This is a genomic window from Longispora fulva (assembly GCF_015751905.1).
Taxonomy (GTDB): Bacteria; Actinomycetota; Actinomycetes; order Mycobacteriales; family Micromonosporaceae; genus Longispora; species Longispora fulva.
In genome coordinates this window covers 7,130,333-7,153,795 of record NZ_JADOUF010000001.1, presented here as the reverse complement: position 1 = coordinate 7,153,795, position 23,463 = coordinate 7,130,333, and the positions used below count along the sequence as shown (strand labels likewise).

Annotated in this window: 31 protein-coding genes; 6 read left to right on the top strand and 25 right to left on the bottom strand. The window is 69.9% G+C overall.

Annotated elements, in window-relative coordinates; genetic code table 11:
- Positions 1–4 precede the first annotated feature (4 nt).
- Together IW245_RS33030 and mobC are read right to left on the bottom strand one after the other, a co-directional pair.
- Positions 5–1,588, bottom strand: coding sequence for a relaxase/mobilization nuclease domain-containing protein (locus IW245_RS33030; RefSeq protein WP_197007028.1), 1,584 nt, complete (start codon positions 1,586–1,588; stop codon positions 5–7).
- Positions 1,585–2,031, bottom strand: coding sequence for a plasmid mobilization relaxosome protein MobC (gene mobC / locus IW245_RS42460; protein ID WP_197007027.1), 447 nt, complete (start codon positions 2,029–2,031; stop codon positions 1,585–1,587). The genes IW245_RS33030 and mobC overlap by 4 nt, the downstream gene beginning before the upstream one ends.
- A gap of 219 nt (positions 2,032–2,250) precedes the next feature.
- On the opposite strand from mobC, the gene IW245_RS33020 reads away from it, so the two are divergent.
- Positions 2,251–2,775, top strand: a complete 525-nt coding sequence (locus tag IW245_RS33020) for a hypothetical protein (protein ID WP_197007026.1) — start codon at positions 2,251–2,253, stop codon at positions 2,773–2,775.
- A 38-nt stretch (positions 2,776–2,813) separates the two neighbouring features.
- On the opposite strand, the gene IW245_RS33015 is transcribed toward IW245_RS33020, so the two are convergent.
- From IW245_RS33015 to IW245_RS32925, 19 genes are all read right to left on the bottom strand, one after another.
- Positions 2,814–3,491, bottom strand: a complete 678-nt coding sequence (locus IW245_RS33015; RefSeq protein ID WP_197007025.1) for a hypothetical protein — start codon at positions 3,489–3,491, stop codon at positions 2,814–2,816.
- 320 nt (positions 3,492–3,811) lie between these two features.
- Positions 3,812–4,690 carry an N-6 DNA methylase gene (locus IW245_RS42455; protein ID WP_197007024.1) on the bottom strand — a complete coding sequence of 293 codons (879 nt, stop codon included), beginning with the start codon at positions 4,688–4,690 and terminating at the stop codon, positions 3,812–3,814.
- Positions 4,691–4,853: 163 nt separating this feature from the next.
- Entirely contained in the window at positions 4,854–5,195 is a 342-nt protein-coding gene (locus IW245_RS33005; RefSeq protein ID WP_197007023.1) for a hypothetical protein, read from the bottom strand.
- A 91-nt stretch (positions 5,196–5,286) separates the two neighbouring features.
- Entirely contained in the window at positions 5,287–5,733 is a 447-nt protein-coding gene (locus IW245_RS33000) for a hypothetical protein (RefSeq protein ID WP_197007022.1), read from the bottom strand.
- Between the two features lie 185 nt (positions 5,734–5,918).
- Complete coding sequence (locus tag IW245_RS32995) at positions 5,919–6,239, bottom strand: hypothetical protein (RefSeq protein WP_197007021.1); 321 nt, start codon at positions 6,237–6,239, stop codon at positions 5,919–5,921.
- A gap of 85 nt (positions 6,240–6,324) precedes the next feature.
- The gene (locus IW245_RS32990) at positions 6,325–7,299 is read right to left on the bottom strand and encodes an ArdC family protein (protein ID WP_197007020.1); all 975 of its coding nucleotides are present in this window, start codon (positions 7,297–7,299) and stop codon (positions 6,325–6,327) included.
- 145 nt (positions 7,300–7,444) lie between these two features.
- Positions 7,445–7,732 carry a hypothetical protein gene (locus IW245_RS32985; RefSeq protein WP_197007019.1) on the bottom strand — a complete coding sequence of 96 codons (288 nt, stop codon included), beginning with the start codon at positions 7,730–7,732 and terminating at the stop codon, positions 7,445–7,447.
- Positions 7,733–7,858: 126 nt separating this feature from the next.
- On the bottom strand, positions 7,859–8,407 hold the full coding sequence (locus IW245_RS32980) for a hypothetical protein (RefSeq protein WP_197007018.1): 549 nt from the start codon (positions 8,405–8,407) through the stop codon (positions 7,859–7,861).
- Positions 8,404–8,685, bottom strand: a complete 282-nt coding sequence (locus IW245_RS32975) for a hypothetical protein (RefSeq protein WP_197007017.1) — start codon at positions 8,683–8,685, stop codon at positions 8,404–8,406. Before IW245_RS32975 ends, IW245_RS32980 begins: the two co-directional genes overlap by 4 nt.
- A gap of 80 nt (positions 8,686–8,765) precedes the next feature.
- Entirely contained in the window at positions 8,766–9,233 is a 468-nt protein-coding gene (locus IW245_RS32970; protein WP_197007016.1) for a hypothetical protein, read from the bottom strand.
- A gap of 70 nt (positions 9,234–9,303) precedes the next feature.
- Positions 9,304–9,696: a DUF8317 domain-containing protein gene (locus tag IW245_RS32965; protein WP_197007015.1), complete on the bottom strand. Its 393-nt coding sequence runs from the start codon at positions 9,694–9,696 to the stop codon at positions 9,304–9,306.
- A gap of 183 nt (positions 9,697–9,879) precedes the next feature.
- A complete protein-coding gene (locus IW245_RS32960) occupies positions 9,880–10,143 on the bottom strand; it encodes a DUF5419 family protein (RefSeq protein ID WP_197007014.1) in 264 nt (87 codons plus the stop codon).
- A gap of 106 nt (positions 10,144–10,249) precedes the next feature.
- Complete coding sequence (locus IW245_RS32955) at positions 10,250–10,645, bottom strand: hypothetical protein (protein ID WP_197007013.1); 396 nt, start codon at positions 10,643–10,645, stop codon at positions 10,250–10,252.
- 83 nt (positions 10,646–10,728) lie between these two features.
- Positions 10,729–11,148 carry a hypothetical protein gene (locus IW245_RS32950; RefSeq protein ID WP_197007012.1) on the bottom strand — a complete coding sequence of 140 codons (420 nt, stop codon included), beginning with the start codon at positions 11,146–11,148 and terminating at the stop codon, positions 10,729–10,731.
- A 74-nt stretch (positions 11,149–11,222) separates the two neighbouring features.
- Complete coding sequence (locus IW245_RS32945; RefSeq protein WP_197007011.1) at positions 11,223–11,597, bottom strand: hypothetical protein; 375 nt, start codon at positions 11,595–11,597, stop codon at positions 11,223–11,225.
- 11 nt (positions 11,598–11,608) lie between these two features.
- Positions 11,609–11,809, bottom strand: coding sequence for a hypothetical protein (locus IW245_RS32940; RefSeq protein WP_197007010.1), 201 nt, complete (start codon positions 11,807–11,809; stop codon positions 11,609–11,611).
- Between the two features lie 56 nt (positions 11,810–11,865).
- Positions 11,866–12,252 (bottom strand): single-stranded DNA-binding protein, encoded by a 387-nt coding sequence (locus tag IW245_RS32935; protein WP_197007009.1) that lies wholly within the window; start codon positions 12,250–12,252, stop codon positions 11,866–11,868.
- Positions 12,253–12,784: 532 nt separating this feature from the next.
- On the bottom strand, positions 12,785–14,638 hold the full coding sequence (locus tag IW245_RS41865; RefSeq protein WP_197007008.1) for a ParB/RepB/Spo0J family partition protein: 1,854 nt from the start codon (positions 14,636–14,638) through the stop codon (positions 12,785–12,787).
- A gap of 102 nt (positions 14,639–14,740) precedes the next feature.
- Entirely contained in the window at positions 14,741–15,124 is a 384-nt protein-coding gene (locus IW245_RS32925; protein ID WP_197007007.1) for a hypothetical protein, read from the bottom strand.
- Between the two features lie 407 nt (positions 15,125–15,531).
- Between IW245_RS32925 and IW245_RS32920 the strand changes: the two genes are divergently transcribed.
- The 3 genes from IW245_RS32920 to IW245_RS32910 all read left to right on the top strand — a co-directional run bounded on the left by IW245_RS32920 (position 15,532) and on the right by IW245_RS32910 (position 17,936).
- Complete coding sequence (locus IW245_RS32920; RefSeq protein WP_197007006.1) at positions 15,532–16,098, top strand: hypothetical protein; 567 nt, start codon at positions 15,532–15,534, stop codon at positions 16,096–16,098.
- 330 nt (positions 16,099–16,428) lie between these two features.
- Positions 16,429–17,226, top strand: coding sequence for a hypothetical protein (locus IW245_RS32915; protein WP_197007005.1), 798 nt, complete (start codon positions 16,429–16,431; stop codon positions 17,224–17,226).
- 323 nt (positions 17,227–17,549) lie between these two features.
- Positions 17,550–17,936, top strand: a complete 387-nt coding sequence (locus IW245_RS32910) for a hypothetical protein (RefSeq protein ID WP_197007004.1) — start codon at positions 17,550–17,552, stop codon at positions 17,934–17,936.
- Positions 17,937–18,143: 207 nt separating this feature from the next.
- Here IW245_RS32910 and IW245_RS32905 read toward each other — a convergent pair whose 3' ends face one another.
- The 3 genes from IW245_RS32905 to IW245_RS32895 form a co-directional block, all read right to left on the bottom strand.
- The gene (locus IW245_RS32905; protein ID WP_197007003.1) at positions 18,144–18,503 is read right to left on the bottom strand and encodes a hypothetical protein; all 360 of its coding nucleotides are present in this window, start codon (positions 18,501–18,503) and stop codon (positions 18,144–18,146) included.
- A gap of 104 nt (positions 18,504–18,607) precedes the next feature.
- Positions 18,608–19,153, bottom strand: a complete 546-nt coding sequence (locus tag IW245_RS32900; protein ID WP_197007002.1) for an NUDIX domain-containing protein — start codon at positions 19,151–19,153, stop codon at positions 18,608–18,610.
- A 15-nt stretch (positions 19,154–19,168) separates the two neighbouring features.
- Positions 19,169–20,677: an NsdA family TPR-like regulatory protein gene (locus IW245_RS32895; protein WP_197007001.1), complete on the bottom strand. Its 1,509-nt coding sequence runs from the start codon at positions 20,675–20,677 to the stop codon at positions 19,169–19,171.
- A gap of 173 nt (positions 20,678–20,850) precedes the next feature.
- Here IW245_RS32895 and IW245_RS32890 point away from each other — a divergent pair, with 173 nt between their 5' ends.
- Both IW245_RS32890 and IW245_RS32885 read left to right on the top strand, forming a co-directional pair.
- Entirely contained in the window at positions 20,851–21,873 is a 1,023-nt protein-coding gene (locus IW245_RS32890) for a radical SAM/SPASM domain-containing protein (protein ID WP_197007000.1), read from the top strand.
- 22 nt (positions 21,874–21,895) lie between these two features.
- Positions 21,896–22,750 (top strand): hypothetical protein, encoded by an 855-nt coding sequence (locus IW245_RS32885; RefSeq protein ID WP_197006999.1) that lies wholly within the window; start codon positions 21,896–21,898, stop codon positions 22,748–22,750.
- Here the strand turns inward: IW245_RS32885 and IW245_RS32880 are convergent.
- A complete protein-coding gene (locus IW245_RS32880) occupies positions 22,740–23,459 on the bottom strand; it encodes an AAA family ATPase (protein ID WP_197006998.1) in 720 nt (239 codons plus the stop codon). The genes IW245_RS32885 and IW245_RS32880 overlap by 11 nt on opposite strands.
- Positions 23,460–23,463 lie beyond the last annotated feature (4 nt).

Genomic DNA, 23,463 nt, shown 5'->3' with positions numbered 1-23,463 from the left:
TGTTCTACGGGCTCGGTGCCGGCCCTGGCCCGGGTCGGGGCGTGGGTCGGCGGGGTGGGGTCGGCCGGCGGGTCGGCCGGTCCGGGCGGGTGGGGGCGATGGTGGGGGCCGGGTAGCGGGCGGCCTGCTCGCGCAGGAGCTCGGCGGCCCGGCGGGCGGCATTGGCCTGGGCGAGCCGGCGTTGGCTGGCGCGCAGGTCGGCCACGGTGTCGGACAGCGAGGCGAGTTGGGTCATGAGTTCGGCGACCTGCAGCCCCTTGTCGTCGGGGTTGACCCGGCGGACGGCGGCCAATAGCCGGGTGGATGAACGCAGGTACTGGGTGCGGGGCGCGGCCCTGGGCGGGATCGGCTCCGGGTGGCCGTTGCGGGGGCGGGTGGCGTGATCGAGGGCGTCGGCGGCGTGGCTGAGCGGTCCGCCCCGGCGTCCCTCCAGGATCCGGGCGGCGGTGGTGAGGGTGTCCGAGGCCGCGTAGGCGATGGCCGCGGCGGCGGCCGGGTCGGTGCCCTGCAGGCGGCGGATGTCGGCGGCGGCCCCGATGACGGCGCGCACCGCCTGGTCGAAGATCTGGCGGCGTTCGGCGGGGCTGAGCCGTGGCCGCTGTGGGCGAGACGGCGCCTGCTGTGGTTCGGGCTCTGCTGCCGGTGGCGGCGTCGGGGCTTCGGTGGGCTGCGGCGCCGGAGCCGGTCCGGGGTCGGCGGGCTTCGGATCCGCCGGGGCCGGTGCCTCCGGTTCGGGGTTCCAGCGGTGGCGGATCTTGGGCAGGGTGAGGTCGGCTGCGAGTTTGCCGCCGCCGTACCAGATGGTGCCGCCCTTGGCTGCTTGGGTGTCGGGGAGGCCGACCGAGTAGCCGGTGACCTCCAGCGGGTTGGTGCTGGAGTGACGGAGCCGCACCATGACGCCGGCGGTGCGCAGGTTCGCGAAGAACTCCGCTTCGTTGGTCGCCGCGGCGAGGGCGACCCGGACTTCGCGGCGGAGCCGTTCGCGGGCCGTCTCGTGGCGGCCTGCTCGTCGGGCCTTCTCGGTCTCGGCGCGGGTGGGGCGGCGGGCGGCGGTGCGGTCGGCGGAGGCGGTCTCGACCAGCCCGTAGCGGCGCTCGAACACCTTGCAGGTGTTGCGCATCAGCAGCCAGTCGTTCTCGTGCCGGGCGATGCGGTTGTCGGCGCGGGCGAGGGTGGCGACGATGTGGATGTGGTCTGGGGCGTGGCGGACCGCGATCCACCGGACGCCGTCCGGGTCGTCGCGGCGCGCCAGGCCGGTGTCGTGCATGATCTGCTCGGCGACGTCTTGCCACTCGGCGTCGGACAGGATCCGGTCATCGGCCCGGTTGCGGACCGCGACGTGGTAGACGGGGTCGGCGGGCCGGAACTCTGCGGGCATCGCGTCGACCGGGGCGTGCAGGAGACTCACGAGGTTGCGGAAGTCGCGCCGTCCGGTCGCCTGGTTGAGGGGCGGGTCCAGGGTGACGGTCTCCCTGGTCCACGACGCGACGATGTGCGGGTCGGTGTGCTCGTGGTGGCGGCCGGGGCCGTAGAGGTAGCCGAGGAGACCGCCGACGCGCTGTCCGCTCTGCAGAACGCGGCCGATCATCGCACTCGCCTGCGCAGTTCGTCCACGAGCTGGTCGATGAGCGCGATCGTGTTCTGGCACGTGCGGACGGCGTCGGTTAGCCAGGGCGGGGCCTCGCCGGTGGCGTGCAGTTGCTTGACGGCCTGGTTGACGTTGTTGCCGTACCGGCCGAGTTGCGTCCTGGCCTGGTTGAGTTCGCCGAGCAGGTCCTTGCCCGGCGACGGCATGGGCGGCGTGGTGTCCTGGGCGAAGGAGACCGCGACGGCCGCGACCCAGCTCGTGGGCCGGAGTTTGGCTCGTTTGGCGGCTGCCAATACCGCCGCGTACTCCTTGCCGTCGAGCGCCAGGTTCACGGTTCGCCCGCCCGGATCGTGCATGCGGCCCTTGCCGGGCGGGCGGTGTCGGCGGTGCCGCAAGTAGATGGCGTGGTTGTTCGGCGCGTCCTCCTCGGGCTGGTCGGCCACCTGGTCCCCCTATTGTTTTGTACTAAGGTGTTTCACGGGTGATGCAATTGCTTTGGCATTTCGGTGTTGCATTTCTGATCCGACCGCGCCCGGTCGGATGAATTTCCATTGCCAAAGTTAAAGCGCAGGCGGCGAAGCTGCCAGAGCTTTACTTAGGAATGGGATATCTTGCTCCCGCGAATGCGGCGCCCTTGGCCGTGTGCGGCTTATCGTCGGGTCATGGCACAGAATTCAGCGACCCGGCGGCTGACAGCCGGACAGCAACGCAAGGAGGCCAGAGACGCCGAGCGTGAAGCTCTGCAGCTGATGGAGAACCGGATTCCGCTGATCGGGAGCCTGCGGCTCGCCGCGGTGGCCCGCAACGACGCGGCCAGCGCCCTGGACGCGGCGGCGGTGCGGACCCGTGAGCTGGTCGAGGAAGCACGCCAGCGGGGCGCCGCCCTGGTCGCGGAAGCGCGACGTCAGGGCGCGCTGCTGGAGGAGGATGCGCAGCGGCAGGCCGGGGAGGCGGAAGCGGCGTACGCGGAGGCGTTCGACGCCGCGGCGGCTGCGTGGACCGAGCCGACGCTGCTGGACCTGCAGTACGCGCTGCCGGTGCGGGCGCCACGCAAGCGTGCCAAGCCGGCTAGGCGTGTTCCGGAACAACGCGGCCCGGCGCCGGCGGAGGACGTGGTGGTCGAGGTGCACGCGCCTCAGGTAGGACTCACCAGCTGGGGACAGAGTCAGGGCGCCGCGGTCGAGTGACAGCGGCGCCCTGGTGGTCCCGGACTTCGGTATGACGGTCAGCTGGCGGAGACGTCGGTGTCGGCGGCCCGGATCTGGCGGAGCAGGACGTAGGCGCGGTTGAGCGGGACACCGAGCGCTTCGGCGAGTTTCGTGCCGGACATCGCCTCGCCGCGGTCGGCTGCTGCACGCACAGCCGCTTCGGCGTCAGCGAGCGTCGCGGTCGCGGCGGCCTTGGTCGCCCCGACCGGGCGGCCGGTCGCCCCTTCCTTGCCGGGCCGGCTGTCGATCCACTCGTTGGCCCGGTGGCGCTTCCAGTAGTAGATCCAGCCGCGCTTGCCGGGCTGCTTGTCGTCGTACAGCGGAAGGTACCCGTCGTGACCGGCGTCCCACTCGGCTTCGCTGTCCTTGACGTAGCGCTTCCAGGTGCCTTGCTCGATTCCGAGCCATTCCCGGAATACGACCGCGGGGATCAGTTCGTTGGGGTCGCCGGAGCGCGGAGCTCGCGCTGGCGTGTTTTTCTCTTTCGGGGTGTCGAGCTTGGCCCGGTAGGCGGTGAGGTCAGCGACCGGGTACCAGTCGCGGCCGTCTTCTTTTCCGCACGGTTCAGGGAAGCCGGTCTCAGGCCGCTTCTTCGGGCTGGCGCTGAGGTCGATCCAGCGGCGGGAGCGGTCGAGGAGTTCGGCGGCGCCGTCGCGGTCGGTGGCCTGGTGGCCGTTGACCGTTCGCGTCTGCATGCCGTACACCCCCGGGGCCTGATGTAAGCGGCGGCCGGAACGAAACCCACCGCGTTGCCGCTGTGGGCCGGCAACGTCCCGGCCGCCTTCCAGGAATCCACCAACGAAGGCGACCGGGGCCGCGAACGTGCTGGAGTCGCCTGTGACTTTACCGGGTGAGCGTGGCCGGGGTCCACGCGACAGCGTCTCACTGTGACCGGCGTCGGTCGGGGTGATCATGGTGGGCCCTCCTGGTGTGCCCCGGCCGACGGCGTCGGCCGGGGCGAAGTGTGTGGGGTGCGGGTCGGCCGGGGCCTGGATGGTCCAGGCCCCGGGGCTGGTCAGGCTGCGATCTGCTCGGGGCTGTCGTCGGTTGGGGTGGTGAGGTGGCGCAACGTGGCCATCATGCGGACGGCCTTGATCTCGAAGAGTGCGGCGTCGCGGGCGGCGAGTGCCCGGGGGATCCAGTCGGGTTCGCTGAGCGTGTTCGCGGTGGCGAACAACACGCGGGGCCCGAGGTCCCAGAGGTGGGCGTTGATCGCGAGAGCGGCCACGGCCAACGGGTCAATGTCGTTGGCGTACCAGGTGACGGTGGCGGGGTCGTGGCCGTTGGCGCGCAGATGCAGGGCGGCGGCGCACAGCATGCCGCCGGTTCCGGCGGACGGTTCGTTGACCGTGGTGCCGGGCTGGACTCCGAGCATGTTGGCCATCACCTGGGACACCTCGGGCGGGGTGTAGAACTGGCCCCGGCCGGAGATGGCGCTTGCGGGGCGCATTGTCATGAGCAGGGGCCCGAGGAGGTCGACGCCGCGGCGGTGCTCGGGGTCGGTGAGCAGGTCGAGGAGGCCGGCGCGCAGGGCGGCGCGGCCGACGTCGTGAGCGGCGCCGAGCTGGTGGGCGCTGCGGTCCTCGAACAGCCAGTTTCTGGCGATGCCGATGTTGGGCGACAGGTCGGGGCGGGTGACGGCGAACATGATCCACAGGTCGCGCAGCACTTGGATGAAGTCCTCCCGGGTGGCCGCGAGAAGCAGATCGGTGGGGGCGGGGCCGTCGGAGTCGAGTCGCTGGCAGCCGAGCGCGAGGGCCGCGACGACTCCGACGGGGATCTCCAGGTCGCTGCCTCCGCTGGCGGAGCGTCCCCAGGTCTCGGCGACTGCTTCGGCGATGCGCTGGGCGTGGTCGCGGGGGTTGCCGATGGGTCGGCGGCGGGAAGTGGACACGGTGGTACTCCTTCGGTGTGATTCCTGGTGGCCGGGGTTCGGGTTGCCGTCCCTCACTCCAGCGATTTATAGATACCCTTTATCTCAGAGAAGCTGACGCACCTTGCGTCGGGAAGGTGGGGCCCGCGCTCGCCGGGCCCCACCGTGAGCCTGGTGCAACCACTCAGATCCAGTTGACCCAAGCGAACAGGCACAAGTTGCCCTCGTCGGTCTTGTGGTTGAGCGGGTATCCGTCGCCCTTGAGATCGATGCCGCATTCGGGGCACTCGTCGGGGCAGCTGGTCAGGACGGGTTCGCTGCGGCCGTTGAGGCGGCTCCCGCTCAGCGCGAGGTGGTAGTTGTGCTCGGCATCGGTCTCGTTGACCGCGTAGTCGACGCGGAAGTTGCCGACGTAGATCTCCCACTTGCGGACCTTGGTGCGGCCGGCGCCGAACTCGCGATAGCGGAGCTCGACCAGGCGGCCGTCCGGCAGCGCGTCCTGCTTGAGGATTTTCCAGGTGGTCATCAGTTCCTCCGTCTTGCCTGGCTGGACTGGAGCGGGGATCCGGTCCCGGATTCGGGGGGATCCCCGCCCTCACCATTTAAAGATACCCTACTTATTCTCGAAAGTAAACACCGATGGGGGCGGGGAGGGCCTGGGCGAGTGCGACAAGTGCTCTCTCCCACGGGAGGCGGCGGAGGCCCTGGGGGTCGCCGTGGTGCTCCACCTCCGGCTCGTTCACGCCGCGTGTGTAGCGGGCGATGTGGAGTCGGCCGCTGCGGTCGGCAGCTCTGACGCTGGAGGCGCCTGCGCGGGCGACGGCGTAGCCGTCGATGCCGGCCGCGGCGGACGGGAAGCGGGTGAGGCCGATCCGCAGACCGCCGAGGAGTAGCGAGAGCGGAGTGGTGTCGCGCGGTCCGCCGAGGGGGCGGGGCTCGGCGGTGAGCTGCCCGGTGCGGTCGGTGGTGATCGGGTAGAGCAGGTGGCGCGAGGTGGTGTTGGGCGCGATGGTCCGCAGGAGGGCGGCCATCGCGGCGTCGGTCTTCCGGTCGGTGGGGTTCACAGTCGGTTGGCCTTTCTCTGGGGTGTCCGTGAGGTGGATCCGGTGGGCGGGGACGGGATGCCCGGGGAGGGCGAGGGGGCGGCGCGGAGCGCCCCTCGCCCGGTCCGGCGCGCTCGATGCGCAGCCGGGCCGGTCAGCGTGACGGGCTCCCCAGGCCGGACCACGGGGGCCGGACCGGGGCGGCGTCATGAGTGCGCGGGCGCGGCGGCACGTCGGTGGTTCAGGTACTCCCGGGGCCACACCTCCGCGGCGACCTGGTCCCGCTCGACCGGGGTGACGGAGTGGTGGTTGACGCACTCCAGGGCGGCACCGGTGCGGTAGTTGACGAGCCGGTAGGTGGTGGTCGGCTCGTCGCCTCCGTAGTAGCGCCAGTTGGCGTACACGATCTCCCACCGTTCGTCGCAGTCCGCGCAGTCGCAAGAGCCGTCGATCAGGTACGGGCCGTGCTGGTCGGTGAGGCTGCCGTGGTAGCGGACGGTGCTGCCGGAACGGTGGGGGGACAACATCGGGACTCCTCGGTACGGGTGCTGAGCTGCGGGATGGGTGGGGCTTGGCTGGTGGGTGCCCGGCCGTGGCCGGGCACCCGGGGTGTCAGCTCTTGCGGGTGGGCCGGGCGGCGGGCTCGGGCATCGGGTCGATGGCGTCGAGGATGTCCCGCGCGGCCTGGGCGACGGTCTCCACGGCTTCGATGATCGTTTCCGGGTCGGTGTCGCTGAGGGCTTCGCCGATCGCGTCGAAGTCCTCGGGGTCCGGGGCGTCGGCGGTGAGCTTGAGTCCGCTCATGACGATGTGGGCGACCGAGTCGACCACCGCTGCCTCGTAGCCCTCGCCGGTGTCGAGCTGGCCGAGTTCCAGGCAGGCCAGCGCGTGCACGGCCTGGCGCGCGTCGGCGAGGTCGCCGTTGGTGGTGAGCCGCACGGTGCGGCTGTCGGTGTCGATCTCGTAGCCGTCGCCCTGGTCGCCGTCCTCCTCGTCGTCACCCTCGGTCCAGGTCTCGACGTCGTAGCCGTGGGTGGCGATGCGGGCAACGATCGCGGGCCAGTGGACGATGGCGGCCCGGTCGGCGTCGACCACCGGCGGGCAGAGGTCCGGCGCGTCCGGGTTGGTCGGGGCGGTCTGGCTGATGTCGAACACGGTTTCGGGCTTGAAGCCGCGCACCCCCTTACGCTCGCCCTGCGCGCCCTCGGCGGGCGTCGCCTGCTCCGCGGCGGGCTTCGCCTGCTCCTGGGCCTCGCCTTCGGTGCTCTTCGTCCCGCGCATCGCGGCGAGGATCGCCGCGCCGTGCTGGCCCTTGCGCACGTCGCGCCCCTGCGCCTTCCAGGTCCAGAAGCCGTTGACGTTCGTGGCGCCCGGAAGCTGCGTGATGATCAGCAGGACGTTACGGAGCGAGTACCGGCGGCCGAAGCACCCCATGCCGTGCAGCATCGCGGCCCACGCCTTCGGCTCGGCCAGCGCCGCGACCGCTTCGTCGCTGCGGTCCTTGAGAGCCGCGACCTTCGCCTTGCGCGCCTCGGCCCACTCGGCTTTCTGCTCCTCGGTCGCCGGAGCCTTCTTCTGCTTCGCCATCGTCTTCTCCTTGCTTGGATTCCTGGCGGGGTCCGGGTTGCCGTCCCGTTCCCCTCGAACTATTAAAAGATACCCTACTTGGCAGTGAAAGTCAAACCCTGGACTCAGATCCTCGGGGGCCGCCGATCGGCGGCCCCCGAGGTGGTCAGGCTGCGATCAGCACGCGCTCGGGGGCGCGCTCGGCCTGGACCGTGCCCGCCGCCTCCCAGGCGAGCGCCAGCATGTGCAAGGCCGCATACGCCTCCCGCGCTGTGCTCCCGATCCTCGCGTTCTCCAGCGCCACGGGCGTGGCTGACCCGTGAGTGTGCATCCTCCAGGCCACCCCCTGCACCTGGGATCCGCCTTCGAGGTACCAGCCGGTGGTGTCCAGCCCGATGCTGGCGGCGGCCCGCGCGGCGCGGCCGAACATGCCGCGTACGTCAACGATGGTCACTCTGGTCATGTCGCTCGTTCCCGTCTTCGTGGTGTCGATTCCTGGCCGAGGGTCCGGGTTGCCGACCGGACCCCCTCGCAGATCTAAAGATACCCTACTTCTACGCGAAAGTCAAGCGAGATCGGTTCACCACGTCCACTGTCGAGGGTGCTTCCCGTCGGTCATGATCCACTCATTGAGGGTGTACACCTTCTCCGCCAGATCGCGCCCCGCCTCGGGGGCGCTGTCGTCCCCGGCCCGGATGACTTCGGTCAGGCACAGGATCTCTTCCCACAGCGTGGACGGGTCGAGCCCTTCCAGTCGGGCGGCCTTGTCCTCCAGGATGGCGGCCAGCTCGAACGCCAGGGCCACGGCCTGGAACTGGTCGGCGCTGTCGTCGTTAGCTGCTGTCAAGGTGTTCTCCCATGCGGTGCGGCTGGCCTGCGCGCGGCCGGACGCTGCGGCGTGCCGGTCGGGCGTCGCCTCCAGGTAGGCGATTCGCCCGGCGGTGAGGTGACTGAAGGCGTTGTCGTAGGCGGTGATCCGCCACCGGGTACCGGTGTCGTCACAGACGATGTCGCCGGGCTCCAGGGCGCTGCGGTAGTGGGCTTCCTCCTGCGGCCAGTAGCGGGGGCGCTCGGCATTGGGGAAGCTGTCGCGGGTCTCGGTGATCGCCGGGGCGGTCAGGGTCGTCACGCGCGGGCCTCGATCCACTGGAACGACGGGGCGGGGTTGGCCTGGCCGTTGCGGCACTCGGGCATCCAGAAGCCTGCGGGCCGACCGGTCTCGGCCAGCGTGGCGGTGCCCCACTCCCGGGCGCTGTTGTAGTCGGCGGCGTCTGTGATCTCGCTGAGCGCGACGGGCTCCACGTCCTCGGGGAGCCATCCGGCGTCCATCATCCACGCCCCGTCGGTGGTCGAGTAGAACAGCCCGGCGTAGGTGCCGTTGCGCATCCGCGCTTCGTCCTTGGACATCTCGTCTCCTTGGTGTCGCTGGGATTCCTGGCCGTCGGGGCTCGGGTCGCCGTCCCTCGCCCCGACCAGTCAAAGATACCCTACTTAGAGGCGAAAATCAAGCTGTCGGAACAGTTCTTGTCCAGCTCCCGGGCTGTGCAGATCAGCGTGCGGAGCCTGTCCCACCGCGCGAAGCTTCCGGGGTCCAGGTGCTCGGCGCGGTCGATCAGGTAGAGGGCTGCGGTGAACTCGCCGACGTTGAACAGCTCCCGGGCGTGCTCGGCGACCTGTCCGGCGCGCTCACGGTCGCGGGCGTCGCGCTGTTCGAGTTCGGCGATGGTGAGGGGGTGGCGGTCGATGACTTCCGGGTGCAGGCGGATATAGGTCTTGATGAACTCCCGCTCTTCGTGGGTGCAGTGGGGAATGTGGCCGTCCGCGAGGTAGCGGACGGGGTCGTTGAGACCCGCGCCGCTGTGGGGATAGGCGTAGCGGGCGGCGTGGTCGCGAATCTCCCGGATGATCATGGTCTGTCGCCGGGTGACCTCGACGTAGATCGGGCTGTTCTCCATATTCGTGCTCCTGATTCGGGTGGTGTCCGAGGTTGGGGCCCGGGGCGGCGGTGCCGCCCCGGGTGGGGTGCTAGTGCTCGGTGCGGTCGTGCAGCGGGAGCGCGTGATACCCGCCCCACAGGTTGCTCAGCCGCGAGTCGTGGGCGGCGACGTAGGTCCCGCCAGCCATCCAGCGCGACAGGAGGTCGGGGGTGGCAGGTACCAGGATCCGGCCGTAGCGGGCTCGGGCGAACAACACGACGGCGGGCCGGTCCTCGGCGGGGGCGAAGACCTGGGAGTCATCGGCCAGCCGATGCACGGTCGGCCTGCCGGGGTTGCGTCCGTCCACCACGCCAACGATCGTGACCTGGTCGCACCGGGAGGAGATCCCCCCGTTGGCGCAGTCACCCAGAGTGGCGGACTTGAAGATGTACGTAATGAGGCCCTTGGTGCCGGCCAGGGCGGAGAGGTCGAGCTGCGTCACGGAGGTGCGCTCCTTCTTGGATTCCTGGGCGGGGTCCGGGTTGCCGTCCCGTTCCCCTCGAACAATCTAAAGATACCCTACTAGAGCCTGAAAGTCAATTCCTGGCGGGCCACTCGATGCGCCCTCGGCTTCGCCCCCGCAGTCCGGTGCCCAGCCCCAAGCCTGGGCACCGGAGAGGCGGGGCTAGAACTCGGCCGCGAGCGCGAGCTTGAGGGTCTGGACGGGCGTGAGGCCGTCGTCGTAGGCGTCGCGGTAGCAGTAGTCCGCGAGGTCGAAGCAGGACACGCCGAGCCGCTTCCGGCACGCGTAGTCGATCGCGAGCATGAACAGCCCGAATCCGTGATCACCTCCGGCGTACTTCAGGTGATCCTGACCCTTCTCGTTGATCAGCGCGATGGCCTCACGGCGCTTGTCCGGGTCGATGAACGTGTCGTCAAACCAGGTCATCAGTTCGCTCCCTAGTGGATTCCTGGCGGGGTTCGGGTTGCCGTCCCGTTCCCCTCGAACAATCTAAAGATACCCTACTTAAATGTGAAAGTCAAACGGAGTTGCCCTACGCGGTGCGCTCCCAGCGGGTCTCGCCGTGGCGTCGCCATGCCGCGACCAGTCCGGTGGGGTTCCAGACGCGTTTCTCTTCGACGTCATCCATGTTCATCACGGGGTCGCTCGTGATGTCCTGGCCGTCCTTGGTGAGGTACTGCCACGTCTCGCCATCCAGGAGTCGGCAGCGGTTCACCTCGGTCTCCAGGAGGGTCGCGCCTTCGGGGAGTAGGGCGTCGGTGTCGGCGGGCTCATCCTCGCTGTCGGTGTACCCGTAGGCGTAGTCGGTCTCTCCGTCGGCGCGCTCGAAAATGATCATCGCGCACCACACCGCGTCAGCAGGGGCGGAGTTCCAGCGCGCGCCGGACGGTGAGACCCACTCGTTGGCCACGTAGATGGACATCTGCATTCTCCTAGGGTGTTGAGCTGGGTCGCTGGCCCTGATGGCTGCGGGAGGGTCGGGCGGCGGCGGGTGCCGCCGCCCGGGGTGGTTCAGTCTGCGGCGCGGATGCGCTGGCGGCGGGTCTCCAGGATCTGGAGCCATGCGACTTCGGCCATGACCTGGGCGAGTGGCCGGTGAAACCCGTGGTCGTACTGGACCTGGTGGCCGTCGACGTACAGGACGGACCTCGGGTCGGGGCCGACAGTGGAGTTGGCGAAGTGGTAGAGGGTGATCACGTGCGGGTGCTGTCGACCGTAGCGCGGGTAGGTCAGGGTGTATCGGAGGTTCGTGCCCCAGACACAGGTCGTGGTCTCGACGGTGATGCTCTCGGGCTCGGTGCGCATCCGGGTGGCCAGCCGGTGTCCGATGTCGCGGGCGAGGGCGGCTCCGGGCGGGTCCAGTTCGGTCGGGACCGGGCTGACCTCGGTCGGCGAGTCCCAGTCGTGGACCGCGGGGGTTTCGTTGTTCACGCTGCGTCCTTGTCGTCGGATTCCTGGTCGGGTTCCGGGTTGCCGTCCGTCCCCCTGATGTATTTAAAGATACCCTACTTATGAGGGAAAGTCAAACCGGCGGCTTGCAGCGCGAGTTCTTCCGCGTCGAGGTAGTCCCCGGTCACGATGACCGGGGCCTGACGTTCGGGTTCCAGGATGTGCACGAGCCAGCTGCGTGCGGCGTCGATGCGGATGTGGGCGAGCATGGCCCGGCCGTCCGGGCGTAGAGCTGCCACGCGGATGCCGCTGGGGTTCCAGAGCCGGGCGATACATCCCCAGCGGGTGTACTGGTGGTGTTCGGTCGCTCCGCTGGCCCGGTGCCGGATCACGATGTCGGCGACCTCGGTCACGCAGGGGCACGTGTACAGCTCGGGCTTCCCCGTTCCGCTGCACAGTGGACAGTCGGTGTCGGCGGTGTACCCGCGCATGACAAGGATTTTCACTGTGCCTCCCGCTCGGCTTCGGCAATCAGCGCGTCAAGCTCGGCATCGGTGGACATGATCCAGACGGCGGGGTCGATCCCGGCGGCGTGCGCCCGGCGCAGCCGGGCGGCGGCCTCCTCGCGCTCGGCCAGGTCGCGCATGGAGGCGACGACGGCGGGGGTGGGCGGGTTGTGGTCCTGGTCGTCGTACAGCGACACGTCAAGCTCCTTGGGGTGGGGCGGCGGCAGGAGTGCCGCCGCCCTGGTCGGGTGGGTCAGAACGCGGCGGCGGGCTCGCGCTCGGCGGGGGCGTCGGCGGTGCGCTGGTTGAACTTCATCGACAGCGAGACCTCCTGGGCGGTCACCTCGATCTCGGCGTGCGTGACGCCCTCCTTGTCGACCCAGTAGCGGGGCTCCAGGTCGTTGGCGACGACGGTCACCCGCTGGCCCTTGCGCAGGCGCAGGGCGATGTTCTCGGCGAGCTTGTCCCAGGCGGTGATGTTGTAGGCGGTGGCCTTGCCGTCCTTCCAGCCGCCATTGCCGTCCGGGACGCGCTTGTTGACCATGATCCGGAGCTTGATCACGGACTTGGCGGTCTTGGAGATCCGTAGGTCGGGCTCGTTGGCGATGTTGCCGGTGATCCTGACTTCGATGTCGCTCACGTCGTACTCCTTGGTGTGATTCCTGGTCGGCCCCGGTTCCCCTTACACATCTAAAGATACCCTACTTATGCGCGAAAGTCAAAGATTTTTTGGTCGGCGGTGAGCTGGCCGGGGCCTGGCGCGGGTCGGGGTTGGCTCTCACCTGAGTGTTTCGCCTTGTGCCATCCCGTCGTCTGATCTTTGATCTACCAGGCCGGGTGTCCGGGCTGAAGGATCGCCGCTTGCGGCGACCGCGAAGCGGCTTGTCCTTCTGGTCGGGCGCGCGGTCTGGTAGACCCTCCGGGTCAGGCGGCGGGATGGCACAAGGAGAAACCGGACCCACAGATCACCTGGTGTTGAGGCAGGTGCCCCGGCCATCCTGTTGGCCTGCCCGTCCGGCGAGGACATGCTTTTGATCTTCGCTCTTCTCGCCTGTCGCCCTGGTGGCGGCAGTGAAGAGGCGAGCCCTGCCGGTTGGTGCGCCCGGCAGGGCTCGCGTGGTTGTGGTCTTTTGTGGATGGTGCCGCCCGGTCGGCCGGGCGGCACCCTGGGGTCAGGCGGCCACGAGTTCGGGGGTTGTGGTGGTGATGGCGCGCAGGTGGTGGCCGTGGTCGGCGGTGTGGTCGGGGTACCAGGTGGCGGTCAGGCCGCGCAGGTCGGCGAGCCGGGCGGTGGCCCAGTCGGCGGCCGTGGCGGCGTCGGTGGGGGTGGTGCTGGTCATGATGTGGTCGCCGTCGGGGTCGATGACGTGCCAGGCGTCGTCCACCTCGACCAGGACGTACCCGCCGAGCGCGTAGCCGTGCGGCTCCCCGGCCGGGGTGGTCGCCTCGCTGGGGTCGGCCGGGTCGGCGTCGGGCTCCTGCGGCTCGGGCTCGGCGGGAACGTCCGGGACGGCGGACTCCTGCATGGGCTCGGTCTTGGCCTCGGCCTTCGCCGCCGCCTTGGCTTCGGCCTTGGCCTTCTTCTTGGCGTCGGCGGTGACCTTGTCGATGATCTTCTGTTCGATCGGGTCGATCGGGTAGCCGAGCGAGCCGAGGAACGTCAGCCAGCGGGCGGCGGTGGTGTTGGGTGCTCCGTCCCAACTCCGGGGGCCGAGTTCGCGCTCGTGGGCGGCGGCGATGACGGCGAGGCTGTAGATGTGGCACCGGGCGTCGGTGGTGGCCTTGACCTCGACCTTGCTTCCCGTCTCCTGGCCCATGAACTCCGCGAGCAGGGGGCGGGCGGGGTCGCGCATCCAGCGGCCGATCAGGTGCGCCTCGGTGACCATCAGTTCCGCGATCAGCAGGGCCGCGCCCTTGGGCAGGGTCTTGCGGGTCATCAGGTTGTCGCGGATCCAGTCGTGGCGGAACGCGATGGCCACGCGCATCGCGGCGTTGTTCTCGCGCACCTCTTTACGCGCGGCCTTCTCCTTGTCAGTCAGGGGGCCGGTGACCGAGAACGCGCCCTGCTGGTTGCGCTGCTTGTGCTTGTTGGCCTTCCAGTCGGTGCAGTAGTAGTCCTCCATCACCGCCCCGTCCCATGACCTGATGGTCAGGTACGCGGCGTGACCGGGGCATGTGGCGTGGTCGGCGGCGGTGAGGGCCTTGCCGTCGTGGGCGAGCGCGTTCACCCGCTGGACGGGGGTGTTGTAGGTGTCGGGCTGCTTGGCCAGCAGGGTGACCTTGGCGGCGGTCAACTCGGCGGTGCGGGCGGCGAGCTTGGCGGCGGACTCCTTGGTCTGGGTCTCGGCGATGACCTTCTTCTTGAAGGCGTCCGGCCCCTCCTTGGCGGCCTCGACCAGGCGGGCCAGTGCCTTGGGGTCGTCGGCGAACGCGGCGGCGGTCGCGGCCTGGGGGATGTCGAGTCCGGCGACGGCGGTCTTCGCCTCGCCCATCCCGGCCACCGTCAGCGCCTGGGCGACCTTGGCCCGCTTGATGCCGGTCTTCTTCATGATGCCGGTGACGGACAGGCCCTCGATCTGCAACTGCTCGATCCCGGCTGCGACCTCGGCTGAGGTCAGATCGGTGCGGTGGACGTTCTCCTTGAGCATGGAGGCGATCTGGTCGCGGCGCAGCCCCAGATCCTCGCGGATGATCGCGGGGATCTTCTTCAGCCCGGCGTCGCGCGCCGACAGCAGCCGCCCCTCACCTGCGATCAGCGAGTACTTCTTGGGCTCGATCTCAACCACGACGATCGGCTGGATCAGCCCGGCCGCGCCCTCCTCCTTCATGTTGGCGACGATCCCGGCATTGGCGGTGGCCTGCTCCCGGATGTTGGCCTTGTTGACAATCACGTTCTTGACGTCGATCAGCTCGTAGCGGCCGGGCAGCGCCTCGGCCTGCTCGGCGGCCGGGGCGTCGGAGTCGGTGACGAGCTGGTCGGTGTCGACCTGCTCGGCGGTGTCGTGCTCGATGGCGATCGTGGACACGCTGGTCCCTTCGATAGTTGGTGGTGATTCCTGGTGCTCGGGGGGCGGGTTGCCGTCCCGTTCCCTCGAACAATTCAAAGATACCCTACTTAAGCGTGAAAGTCAATTGGTGTGCTGCTCTTTTCCGAAGATCAAACCGTCGTTGAGCTGCACGGTCAGTGTCTCCAGCTCTGCGTCGCTGTCGGTGTCGATCTCGATGTTGATGCCGGTGGAGCGGATCAGGGATTGGTGGACGGTGACGGTGACGCCCTGGACGCCGGTGTCCACGATCGCGCACGGCAGTTCGTACTCGCCGGGCTCGACCCGGGCGGTGATCTGGCAGACGGGGAGGACCGGGCGGCCGGTGCTGGCGATGATCTGGGCGACGGCGGCGCGGGCGTCGGCGGCGGTGGTGTCGCGGTTGATGATGGCGCAGATCCGGTTCAGCGCGTCCTCGTCGGTGACGGCGTGCGGGGTGAGCTTGCTGGTGCGGGTGGTGCTGGACATGGCGGGGTTCCTCCCAGAGCTGGTGTGATCGCGGGGCCGGTGCGAGACAGGGGCCACTTGGCCGCGTCCGTTTCTTCCGCCGACCCCGGCAAGAAGGTCGTTAGGCGGTACCCGGTGGCGCCGCGCGCAACTCCCGGGCGTTCTTTCCGGGAGTTGCGCGTGGCTCCGGGTGCCGCATAATGGCCTGCCGGGGACGAAGGAAGCCACAGATCCAGTCCGCGCTGAGACGCCGCTGCAGGGCACTCCGCGGCTTGCCCTAACGGCAGGCTGGGTGCGAGGCGGGCGGTCGCGGTGACTGCGCAACCGCTCACCGGACAACGAGCCGCGACCGCCCCGAGGCTCAACGCCGGCCTGGTCTTGATGGTCACGCTCTCCCGCGGCCGGCTTCGGCCGGTAGCCTGCACGGCATGACGAACGCTCCGGCGGTACTCGCACCGACAACGCTCGCCGACCGGATGACGAGGCTGGCGGCCGGCGACCGCGGCCCGTGGCAGGTGGCGTGCGCGCGGGCTGGCGAACTGGTCGCCGAGCGCGGCCGGTGGCGGGAACTCGTCGGCACCGACCCGGGCCAGGACATCCTGACCGCAATGGTGGCCGTGGCGGTCTACGCTCTCGGCGCCGGCGAGCCGGGCGGTCCAGGTGCGGTCACTGCGGAGGGGATCTCCAGCTGGTTCGCAGACCGCGCCGAGGCGCTGGCCTCCCGGGACCACGAGACCCGGCGCGCCGCCCTGGCCGCACTGGAGGGCGAGCTGATCTCGATGCTCGCCGCGGCGGGGCACGACGCGCCGCGAGGCAGAGTGGGCGGCCGGTGGCTGGGGCCGGACGTTGCCCCGGTGCTGCGGGCGTGGGCGTCGCTGGTGGACTGGACCGCGACCCCGCCGAACGACGACGGCGGTAGCGAGACGGCCTGGCTCGGCCCGCACCTGGAGTTCGGGCTGCTGTGCTTGCACGGCCTCGTGCGGGTACGCGCGTAGGTCGAGCCCATCCCTTCCGGATGCCCGAGAGGGCGGCGCCCTTCCGGAAGGTGTTCCGGTTTCGGGCTGGCGCTGTTCGCGTTCCGGAACGCCGCGGCGGCAGGTGCCGGCAGAGCCGTTGTGGTGTCGGCGTTCCGGCTTCGGACGGTTGATCCGGCATGTGACGCTCCACTCAGGAAACGTGTGCCGGAACGGTGGATGCGGCGCGGTACAGTGACCGAACTTCCCAATGGGGCGCCCCGGGGTGCGCTAACACCCCGAGGCCACGCCCCAGAACTCTCCTTTAGCCCAGGAGTTCCGTTGCGCACCGCTGACGCTAGCACCCTGCCCGTGCCCCCGATCATCGTCTACGGCCGCTGGGTCGCGCTGGTCGCGGCCACCGCCCTGACCGCCCCCGGCGAGCAGCACCTGATGGTCGAGGTGGGCACCTACCCGCCTTTGGCCTGGTTCGCGCCGCTGCTCCTGCTGATCTATACCAGCGCGGCGTTCAAGTCCCGTAACAAGCTGGACGTGACGCTCGCGCTGCTGCTGATGTCCGCGACCCAGTCCCTGGCCCACCTGCTCGCATCCGGCCTGATCCAGCGCAGCATCGTCCTCATGGTCGTCGTGTCATGCCTGTATTCAGTGATCCTGTGGCGGATGGAGACCATTTACGACGTTGTGGTCGCCATGCTCACCGCAGCGCTCGCTGGTAGCTCCGGCGGCGTGCCGGTAGGCCAGACCACGCGCCCTGTCGTTCCGGCACCACCGGTAGCGTCCGTTTCGGCTCCGAAGGTCGATCCGGCAGCGGTAGTTGTGCTGCCGGAAGCTCCCGAACCGCCCACTGCGCCGCTGCCGGAAGCCCCGGCTTCGGCGTCGGCTGCCGGAACACCCGGTGATGGCGATCCGGCAGATGAAGACGCGGTCGAGGATCCGGTGCGGCCGGAGTTGTCCGCGCCGGAGATCGTCGCGCGAGCCTTGGCGCTGCGCGCCGACCGCCCAACGCTGACACAGGTGGAAGCCGCACTGGCTATCGGCTGCTCCGACCGGCACCTGCGGGATTGCCTGCGGACGGAGAAGGTGACCTGGGGGCACCGGGGCAACCGTGCCCACCGGACGCGCCCGGCCAGGCAGCCACAGCCGGCATAGCCCGAACCGCCGCCGCGACGCCGGACGCCGCACCGCTGGAGGGCCATAGCCTGACCGAGGCCATGGCCGCCCCGACCGCCACCACCGCACCGCCTACCCGCCCGATGAACATCAACACCGTGTAGCCGCCCCCGGCGCCACCCCGGACACCGCACACTCGATCCGCGGGAGCACGGTGTCCGGGGGCAGTGCCGGTCACGGTGCGGCCGACGTCTAGAGACGGCGGAAGCCAAGGTGCTTGTCGGCGCTCACCTACGGTGGACATGTGTCCACTCGCCGACCCTGACACGATGGCACGATCGAACGAAGGAAGGCGCGCAGAGATGGCTGACGATTTGACGAGCACACCAGCCTGCCCGGTCCTGGTCACGCCACCGGGGAAGGCAGGGGTCGGCTCGACTCGGGTCTGCGGAACGCGACTGACGACGGATGAACAGCGCGACGCGCAGATGTGCGGCCTGCACCTCAATGCACACCGGAGCCGGCTGGCGAAGAACGCGGCACGCCAGCATGCGCGGGCGGCTTTCAAGCTGGCGAGCGATCGAGCCGATCAGCTCGTCGCGGAGCTGACCGCCGCCGGTCTGCAGGTGACATCCGGCATCGACGACCGCGACCGGGTCTTCCTGCGCCTGAACCTCGACACCGGCCAGGAACTGCGCGATCTGCTCCTCGCCGCGGCAGACCAGGGCATCACCCTGCAGAGCCAGTGATCACAACGACCTGCTCGCGGTACGCGGCGTCACGCCGGCCCGTTGCCGGTCAGCGCTGGCGTGCGGGCAGGTCGTTCAGAGTCTCGGCGAGCAGGACTGCCTGCTGGTCCCACCGATCCTGATTTTGTGCTTCCGGGTGCAGAAGCCCCGCCGGGGACGTCGGGGAACCACGCCCGCCGGACGGTCGTCACCCCAGCGGCGAGCTGCCTAGGTTTGGGCTGGACCGTCGGGTACGGACAGGCCCTCGCCCGGCCATCCTCGGTGTGCGGGTAGCTCGGCAACCGTGTCGGCGAAGAGACGTATCCGCTGGTCCAGCCGTTCCTGGTCCTGAGGATCTGAGGTTGAGGTGACCGCGACGTACACGACCACCTTTTCGTCCTCACGGGCGGCAGGGTCGGTCTCACCTGTCACGACCTGCACGCCGAGTAGGCGCCCGGCGGCACGGCCTGCTTCACGGACCGCAACGATCCTGAGCTGGTCGCTGGGGTCGATGTGCTCGACGTATTGCCAGTCGAGTTCGAGCCGGCGGGCTACTGCCAGCGTGAGGTCGCCAGGTTCGGGCTTCATGGACAACAGAGTAAGCCGCTCGCCTGGAGCGGCTGGGCGTACTCGTTGGTGCTGGTGGCATCACACAGAAGATTGAGAAGGGCAGGTTTGGAGGCGACGGTGCTCTACTGGCTCGTGGGTCGAGCCGCATCGGTCACAACCAGGTACATCAGCGCCGCCAGGCTCGTGCCGGCCACGATGTGGCCCTTCTCCACCAGCCCTTGCAACTCCGACACCAGCACCCATTCAACCCGGTCGGACTCGAAGCCGTCGCGAGGTGGACCGATGTGTTCGGCGCTGTCGGCGCGGAACACCAGGTGTTGAGAGGTCATGATCCCGGGCGAGGGGTGCACGGTCAGCAGGTGTCGCATCGGCCCTGGCCGCCAGCCGGTTTCCTCCTCGGCCTCGCGGGCGGCTGCGTGGGCCGGGTCCTCTCCGGCCCGGATGCTGCCGTGCGGGAGTTCCCAGCCGTAGGCGTCGGTGATGAACCTGTGCCGCCAGATCAACAGGACGTGTTGGTTCTGGACGACGACAGCGCAGGCGCCGGGCCCTGAGGTGCGGATGATCCGGTGATCGAGGTGGCGGCCGTCGGGGAGTTCGACGTCAGCGGAGGTGACGTGAACCCACCGGTCGTTTAACAGGTCCCGCTCGCCGTGGTTGATCCACTTCATCGGCTCCGCCTTCCGCTATGCCCACAGGTCAGACTTGGTGTACCCGCGGGCCCGCTGGAGGAAGTCTTCCACGCCCGGTTCGGTCCGGTAGCGGCGGAGCGCGGTGGCGACGGTAGCGATGCGGTCGGCGATCCTGCCGGACTCCATGCCGTCGGCCCGGTCGAGCATGAGCCCGCCGACCTGGGCGGCGTGCTCGGCCTCGCCCCGGGCGGCGAGGACCAAGGCCAAGCCGCCGTGGCGGTGGACCTGTCCGCGCAGGTGGGTGAGCGGGGCGGTGCGCACGGACTCCTCGGCGTACTCCTGGGCGGTGCGCAGGTCACCGAGCCGGCGGTGTGCCTCGGCGGCCTGGGTCGCCACCAGGCCCGGGGCGACGTAGCTGTACTCCGCCGGCCCCGTGGCGAAGTCCAGCCGGTTGGCGGCGGCCTCCGACAGCGCCAGGTGCTCACGGGCTGGACGGCCGTCGCCCATCCGCGCGTACGCCTTGCCGGCGAGGGCGTGCAGGTCGGTGATCATCGCCGGGGCGAGCCCGGACCCGGCGGCCCGCAGCGCGGAGCTGGCGTACTGCACCACCAGCCGGCAGTCTCCGAGGTACAGGGCCTGGTTGGCGAGCAGCGCGACCACGTAGCCGCCAAGCCCCCGGTCGCCGGACGCTTTCGCCAGGCGCAGCGCCGCGAGGAGGTGCCGCTGCGCGAGCGGTTGCAGGTCGCCGTCGTAGGCGCAGACTCCGGCGAACGCGGCCAGGCCGGCGGCGGCACGGAACAAGCGGCGTCCCAACGGGTCGTCGTAGGCGCTGCGGAGTAGCGGGGCGACCTGCGCGTTGAGGAGCGCGACGATCCGCGGCCGGGTCGGCACACCCCCGACCCGCCGGTACATCTCCTGGTACAGCCCGCGTGCCCGGACCAGGCGTTCGACGTCTTCCGCGTTCACCGGGCGCTGGCCGATGCTGGACACGTCGAGATCATCGGGCGGGTTCTCCCAGTTCCAGACCGGTGCACTCGCGTGCGGCCCGGTCAGGGTCGACGCCGGGCGGTGCCCGAGGAGGTCCCCGCGCCAGGTCGCCGCCGCGTGCCGCACCCCGTCAGCGAGCGATCCGGAACCGTCGTCCTCGGTCCAGCCGTCGGCGTCGACGGGCTCCGGCGGCACCTCGGAGACGTCCGTGCCGGAGTCGGACAGGATCGTGAGCAGGTGCGGGTCGAGCGCGTCGTGTTCCAGGTACCGCTGGATCGTGTCCGGGCTGCGGGAGTACCCGTTGCCGGTGAAGGCACGGTCGGCGGCCCGGCGCCGGTCGTTGAGCACCGGGAGCGCACCGCCCCGGCCCGCGTGGAACAGCACCGCCGCCGGTTCGCGGAGCGTTTCAGGAAGCTCGGCCACGACGGCGGCGAACGCGGACGCGAAGTAGCCGAACCGGCCCGTTGCCTCCGCCGGAGCCGGGCCGGCGCGGCGAGCCAGCGCGGCGACAAGCAACGGGTACCGGGCGGGCCGGACCGCGAGATCGGACGCGCCGGCCTTGCGCAGGCGCTGCAACTCCGTCTTCAGTCCAGCGGGGGCTTGAGAATCCGTGTTTTCTCCGTGTTTTGCCATTCCCGCCCCCGCGTTTCATCCGGACAATCACGCGCACACCCACCGTAGTGGCCTGCGTCGATGCGGTCCAGGGTGGAGGGAGAGCGTCCCGACGTGCTCTTGAACAAGGAGGCATCGTGAACGACTTCACCGGCGCGAGCCGGACCGATCTGCAATTCCTGTGGCTGGAGATCACCGGCAAGTGCCAAGAGACCTGCGGGCACTGCTACGCAGACTCCGGCCCGAACGGCACCCACGGCATGATGGCCGAACCGGACTGGCTGCGGGTGATCGACCAGGCCGCCGGCCTCGGCGTGCGCATGATCCAGCTCATCGGCGGCGAACCGACGCTGCACCCGTCCATGCCCACGCTCCTGGCCCACGCCCTCGACGTCGGCTTGGAGGTGGAGGTGTTCAGCAACCTGCTGATCATCCGCCCGGAGTTGTGGGACCTGTTCGCCCGCGACGGGGTGAGCCTGGCCTGTTCCTACTACTCCGACGACCCGGGCCAGCACGACGCGATCACCCACCGGCGGGGCAGCCACCGCCGGACCCGCGACAACATCGCCCGCGCCGTCACCGAGGGCATCAACTTGCGGGTCGGGGTGATCGACCTGGACGACGAACAGCGCTGGCGGCAGGCCGTGGACGACCTGACCGGGCTCGGCGTGCCGGAAGGCCGCATCGGCGTTGACCAGCTCCGCCAGGTTGGACGCGGCATCCGCACCGAGGGAGCCTCGCCCGACCAGCTGTGCGGGCAGTGCACCGCCGGAGTCGGCGCGGTCCTGCCCGACGGCTCGGTGTTCCCGTGCGTGTTCTCCCGCTGGCTGCCCGCCGGCAACGTGCTGACCGACGACCTCGGCACGATCCTCGCCGGAGGACTCGCGGAACGGCGGGCCTACCTCGACGCCGCGTTCTCCACCCGACCGGAGATCACGGGCTGCAACCCCACGTGCGGGCCGAACTGCAACCCGATCGGGTGCGGCCCGAGGTGCCAGCCCATGACCGGCTGCAACCCGGCCAAGCAGTGCGCCCCCGCCAGCAACTTCTGTCCGCCCAACTACCGGGGCCCTGGTACGCCGTGCTCGCCGCGGTCGGACTGCGCACCGAAGCAGTGCAACCCGACGGCCACCTGTAACCCCAAAACCAAGAAGAACTAGCCCGGAAGGGTAGCGTGGCCAGGTGACCGCCGAACCGGATCCGGATGCTGACCAGCGGGAATGGCTCCGCCAGCGCCTGCGATCGGCCGCTGACGCTCTCGGCGTCCAGTTGGCCGGGGATCCGGCGTTCGGCGCTCACCTGCACGCGATCGGCTCCCGCGCCCTCACTCCCGAGGGCGCGGGACGCTGGCTCAAGCTCCGCTACGACCTGCCCGGCTGGGGCGTGGCCGACACCTGGGACGGCGACCAGCTCGCCGACGAGATCGGCGTCCCGAAACCACACGTACACGCCTGGCACACCTGGGCCGACCCGGACCACCCCGACATCGGCCTGCGCGCCGATCTGATGGACCTCGCCACCGGCCCGGCGCTGTCCACGGACATGGTGCTGCACGAGGCGCCCGCGCGCACCGGGGCGGCCTGGTGGGGTGACCTGCGCGCCGCGCTCGACACGATCGCGGCATACCCGACCCGCCGGCAGCGCCAACACCCCGACGAGATCGGCCCGATCCTGCGCGAGTACTTCGCCGTCGACGTCGACCCTGGCGAACTGGACTGGGCCACCGCTCACGGTGACCTGCACTGGGGCAACCTCACCGGCCCCCGGCTGGAGATCCTGGACTGGGACAACCTCGGCACCGCACCCGCCGGCTACGACGCGGCCACCCTGCTGTGCACGAGCCTGCTGCTCCCCGACACCGCCGGCCGCGTCCACCTCGAACTCGCCGACCTGCTCGACACCCCCACCGGCGACGTCGCCCAACTCCTCGTAGCCGCCCGGCTGCTATCGCACATCGAACACGGCGACCACGCAGACCTGGAACCGGCCCTCCGCGCACACGCCAGCACGGTCGCGGGCCGGCTGGCTACTCGGTGAAGAACCGGCCCGGCGCGGCCAGGAACCGCCTCCACAGGCCGACCATCTCCAGGTCCTCCCACGCCGCATCGCGGATCCCGTGCGCGCCGAGTTCCAGAACCTGCGCGCCGGGCAGCGCCGCGACCAGCGGCGAGTGCGTCGAATAGATCACCTGCGCGCCCTCAGCGGCCAGATCCACCAGCCGGAACAGCAACTGCAACGTCGCCTCGAAACTCAGCGGGCCCTCCGCCTCATCGAGCAGGTACAAGCCCGCTCCCGAGAAACGGCCAGTGATGGCCTGTAGGTAGGACTCGCCATGGCTGACCTCCCACGACGGGCTGTCCCCGTAGCCGGGGATCTCCCGACCCGTCGCCCACGCCAACACCTCGTGCGCGGTCTCGGCCCGCAGGAAGAACCCCTTCGCCCCCGCCCCGCGGAACCCCTTGCCCTCCCGGGTCCGGTACAGGCGCATCGCGTCCCCGAGCAGGCTCTTACCCCACACGTTCGCCCGCGCCCGGCCACCGTGCCCGCCGGAGGCGTCCAGGCCATACCGCTCGGCGATGGCCTCCAACACCGTCGACTTCCCCGACCCGTTCGCACCTACCAGCACGGTGATCGGCCGGCGGAACTCCAGCCCCTCCTCCGTGAGCTGGCGGACCGCCGGCACGGTATACGGCCACCGGTCCAGGTCGACTTTGCCTTGGTCGACGTCCAGGGAGTCAATCAGCACGGGC

Coding starts and splice junctions, on each gene's coding strand:
- IW245_RS33005 (WP_197007023.1), bottom strand. CDS start 5,195: ATGACCACCTGGAAAATCCTCAAGCAGGACGCGCTGCCGGACGGCCGC.
- IW245_RS32920 (WP_197007006.1), top strand. CDS start 15,532: ATGACGAACGCTCCGGCGGTACTCGCACCGACAACGCTCGCCGACCGG.
- IW245_RS32995 (WP_197007021.1), bottom strand. CDS start 6,239: ATGTTGTCCCCCCACCGTTCCGGCAGCACCGTCCGCTACCACGGCAGC.
- IW245_RS32955 (WP_197007013.1), bottom strand. CDS start 10,645: ATGCAGATGTCCATCTACGTGGCCAACGAGTGGGTCTCACCGTCCGGC.
- IW245_RS32975 (WP_197007017.1), bottom strand. CDS start 8,685: ATGTCCAAGGACGAAGCGCGGATGCGCAACGGCACCTACGCCGGGCTG.
- IW245_RS32970 (WP_197007016.1), bottom strand. CDS start 9,233: ATGGAGAACAGCCCGATCTACGTCGAGGTCACCCGGCGACAGACCATG.
- IW245_RS32905 (WP_197007003.1), bottom strand. CDS start 18,503: ATGAAGCCCGAACCTGGCGACCTCACGCTGGCAGTAGCCCGCCGGCTC.
- IW245_RS32945 (WP_197007011.1), bottom strand. CDS start 11,597: ATGCGCGGGTACACCGCCGACACCGACTGTCCACTGTGCAGCGGAACG.
- IW245_RS32990 (WP_197007020.1), bottom strand. CDS start 7,299: ATGGCGAAGCAGAAGAAGGCTCCGGCGACCGAGGAGCAGAAAGCCGAG.
- IW245_RS32960 (WP_197007014.1), bottom strand. CDS start 10,143: ATGACCTGGTTTGACGACACGTTCATCGACCCGGACAAGCGCCGTGAG.
- IW245_RS32900 (WP_197007002.1), bottom strand. CDS start 19,153: ATGAAGTGGATCAACCACGGCGAGCGGGACCTGTTAAACGACCGGTGG.
- IW245_RS32925 (WP_197007007.1), bottom strand. CDS start 15,124: ATGTCCAGCACCACCCGCACCAGCAAGCTCACCCCGCACGCCGTCACC.
- IW245_RS33030 (WP_197007028.1), bottom strand. CDS start 1,588: ATGATCGGCCGCGTTCTGCAGAGCGGACAGCGCGTCGGCGGTCTCCTC.
- IW245_RS32910 (WP_197007004.1), top strand. CDS start 17,550: ATGGCTGACGATTTGACGAGCACACCAGCCTGCCCGGTCCTGGTCACG.
- IW245_RS33015 (WP_197007025.1), bottom strand. CDS start 3,491: ATGCAGACGCGAACGGTCAACGGCCACCAGGCCACCGACCGCGACGGC.
- IW245_RS33020 (WP_197007026.1), top strand. CDS start 2,251: ATGGCACAGAATTCAGCGACCCGGCGGCTGACAGCCGGACAGCAACGC.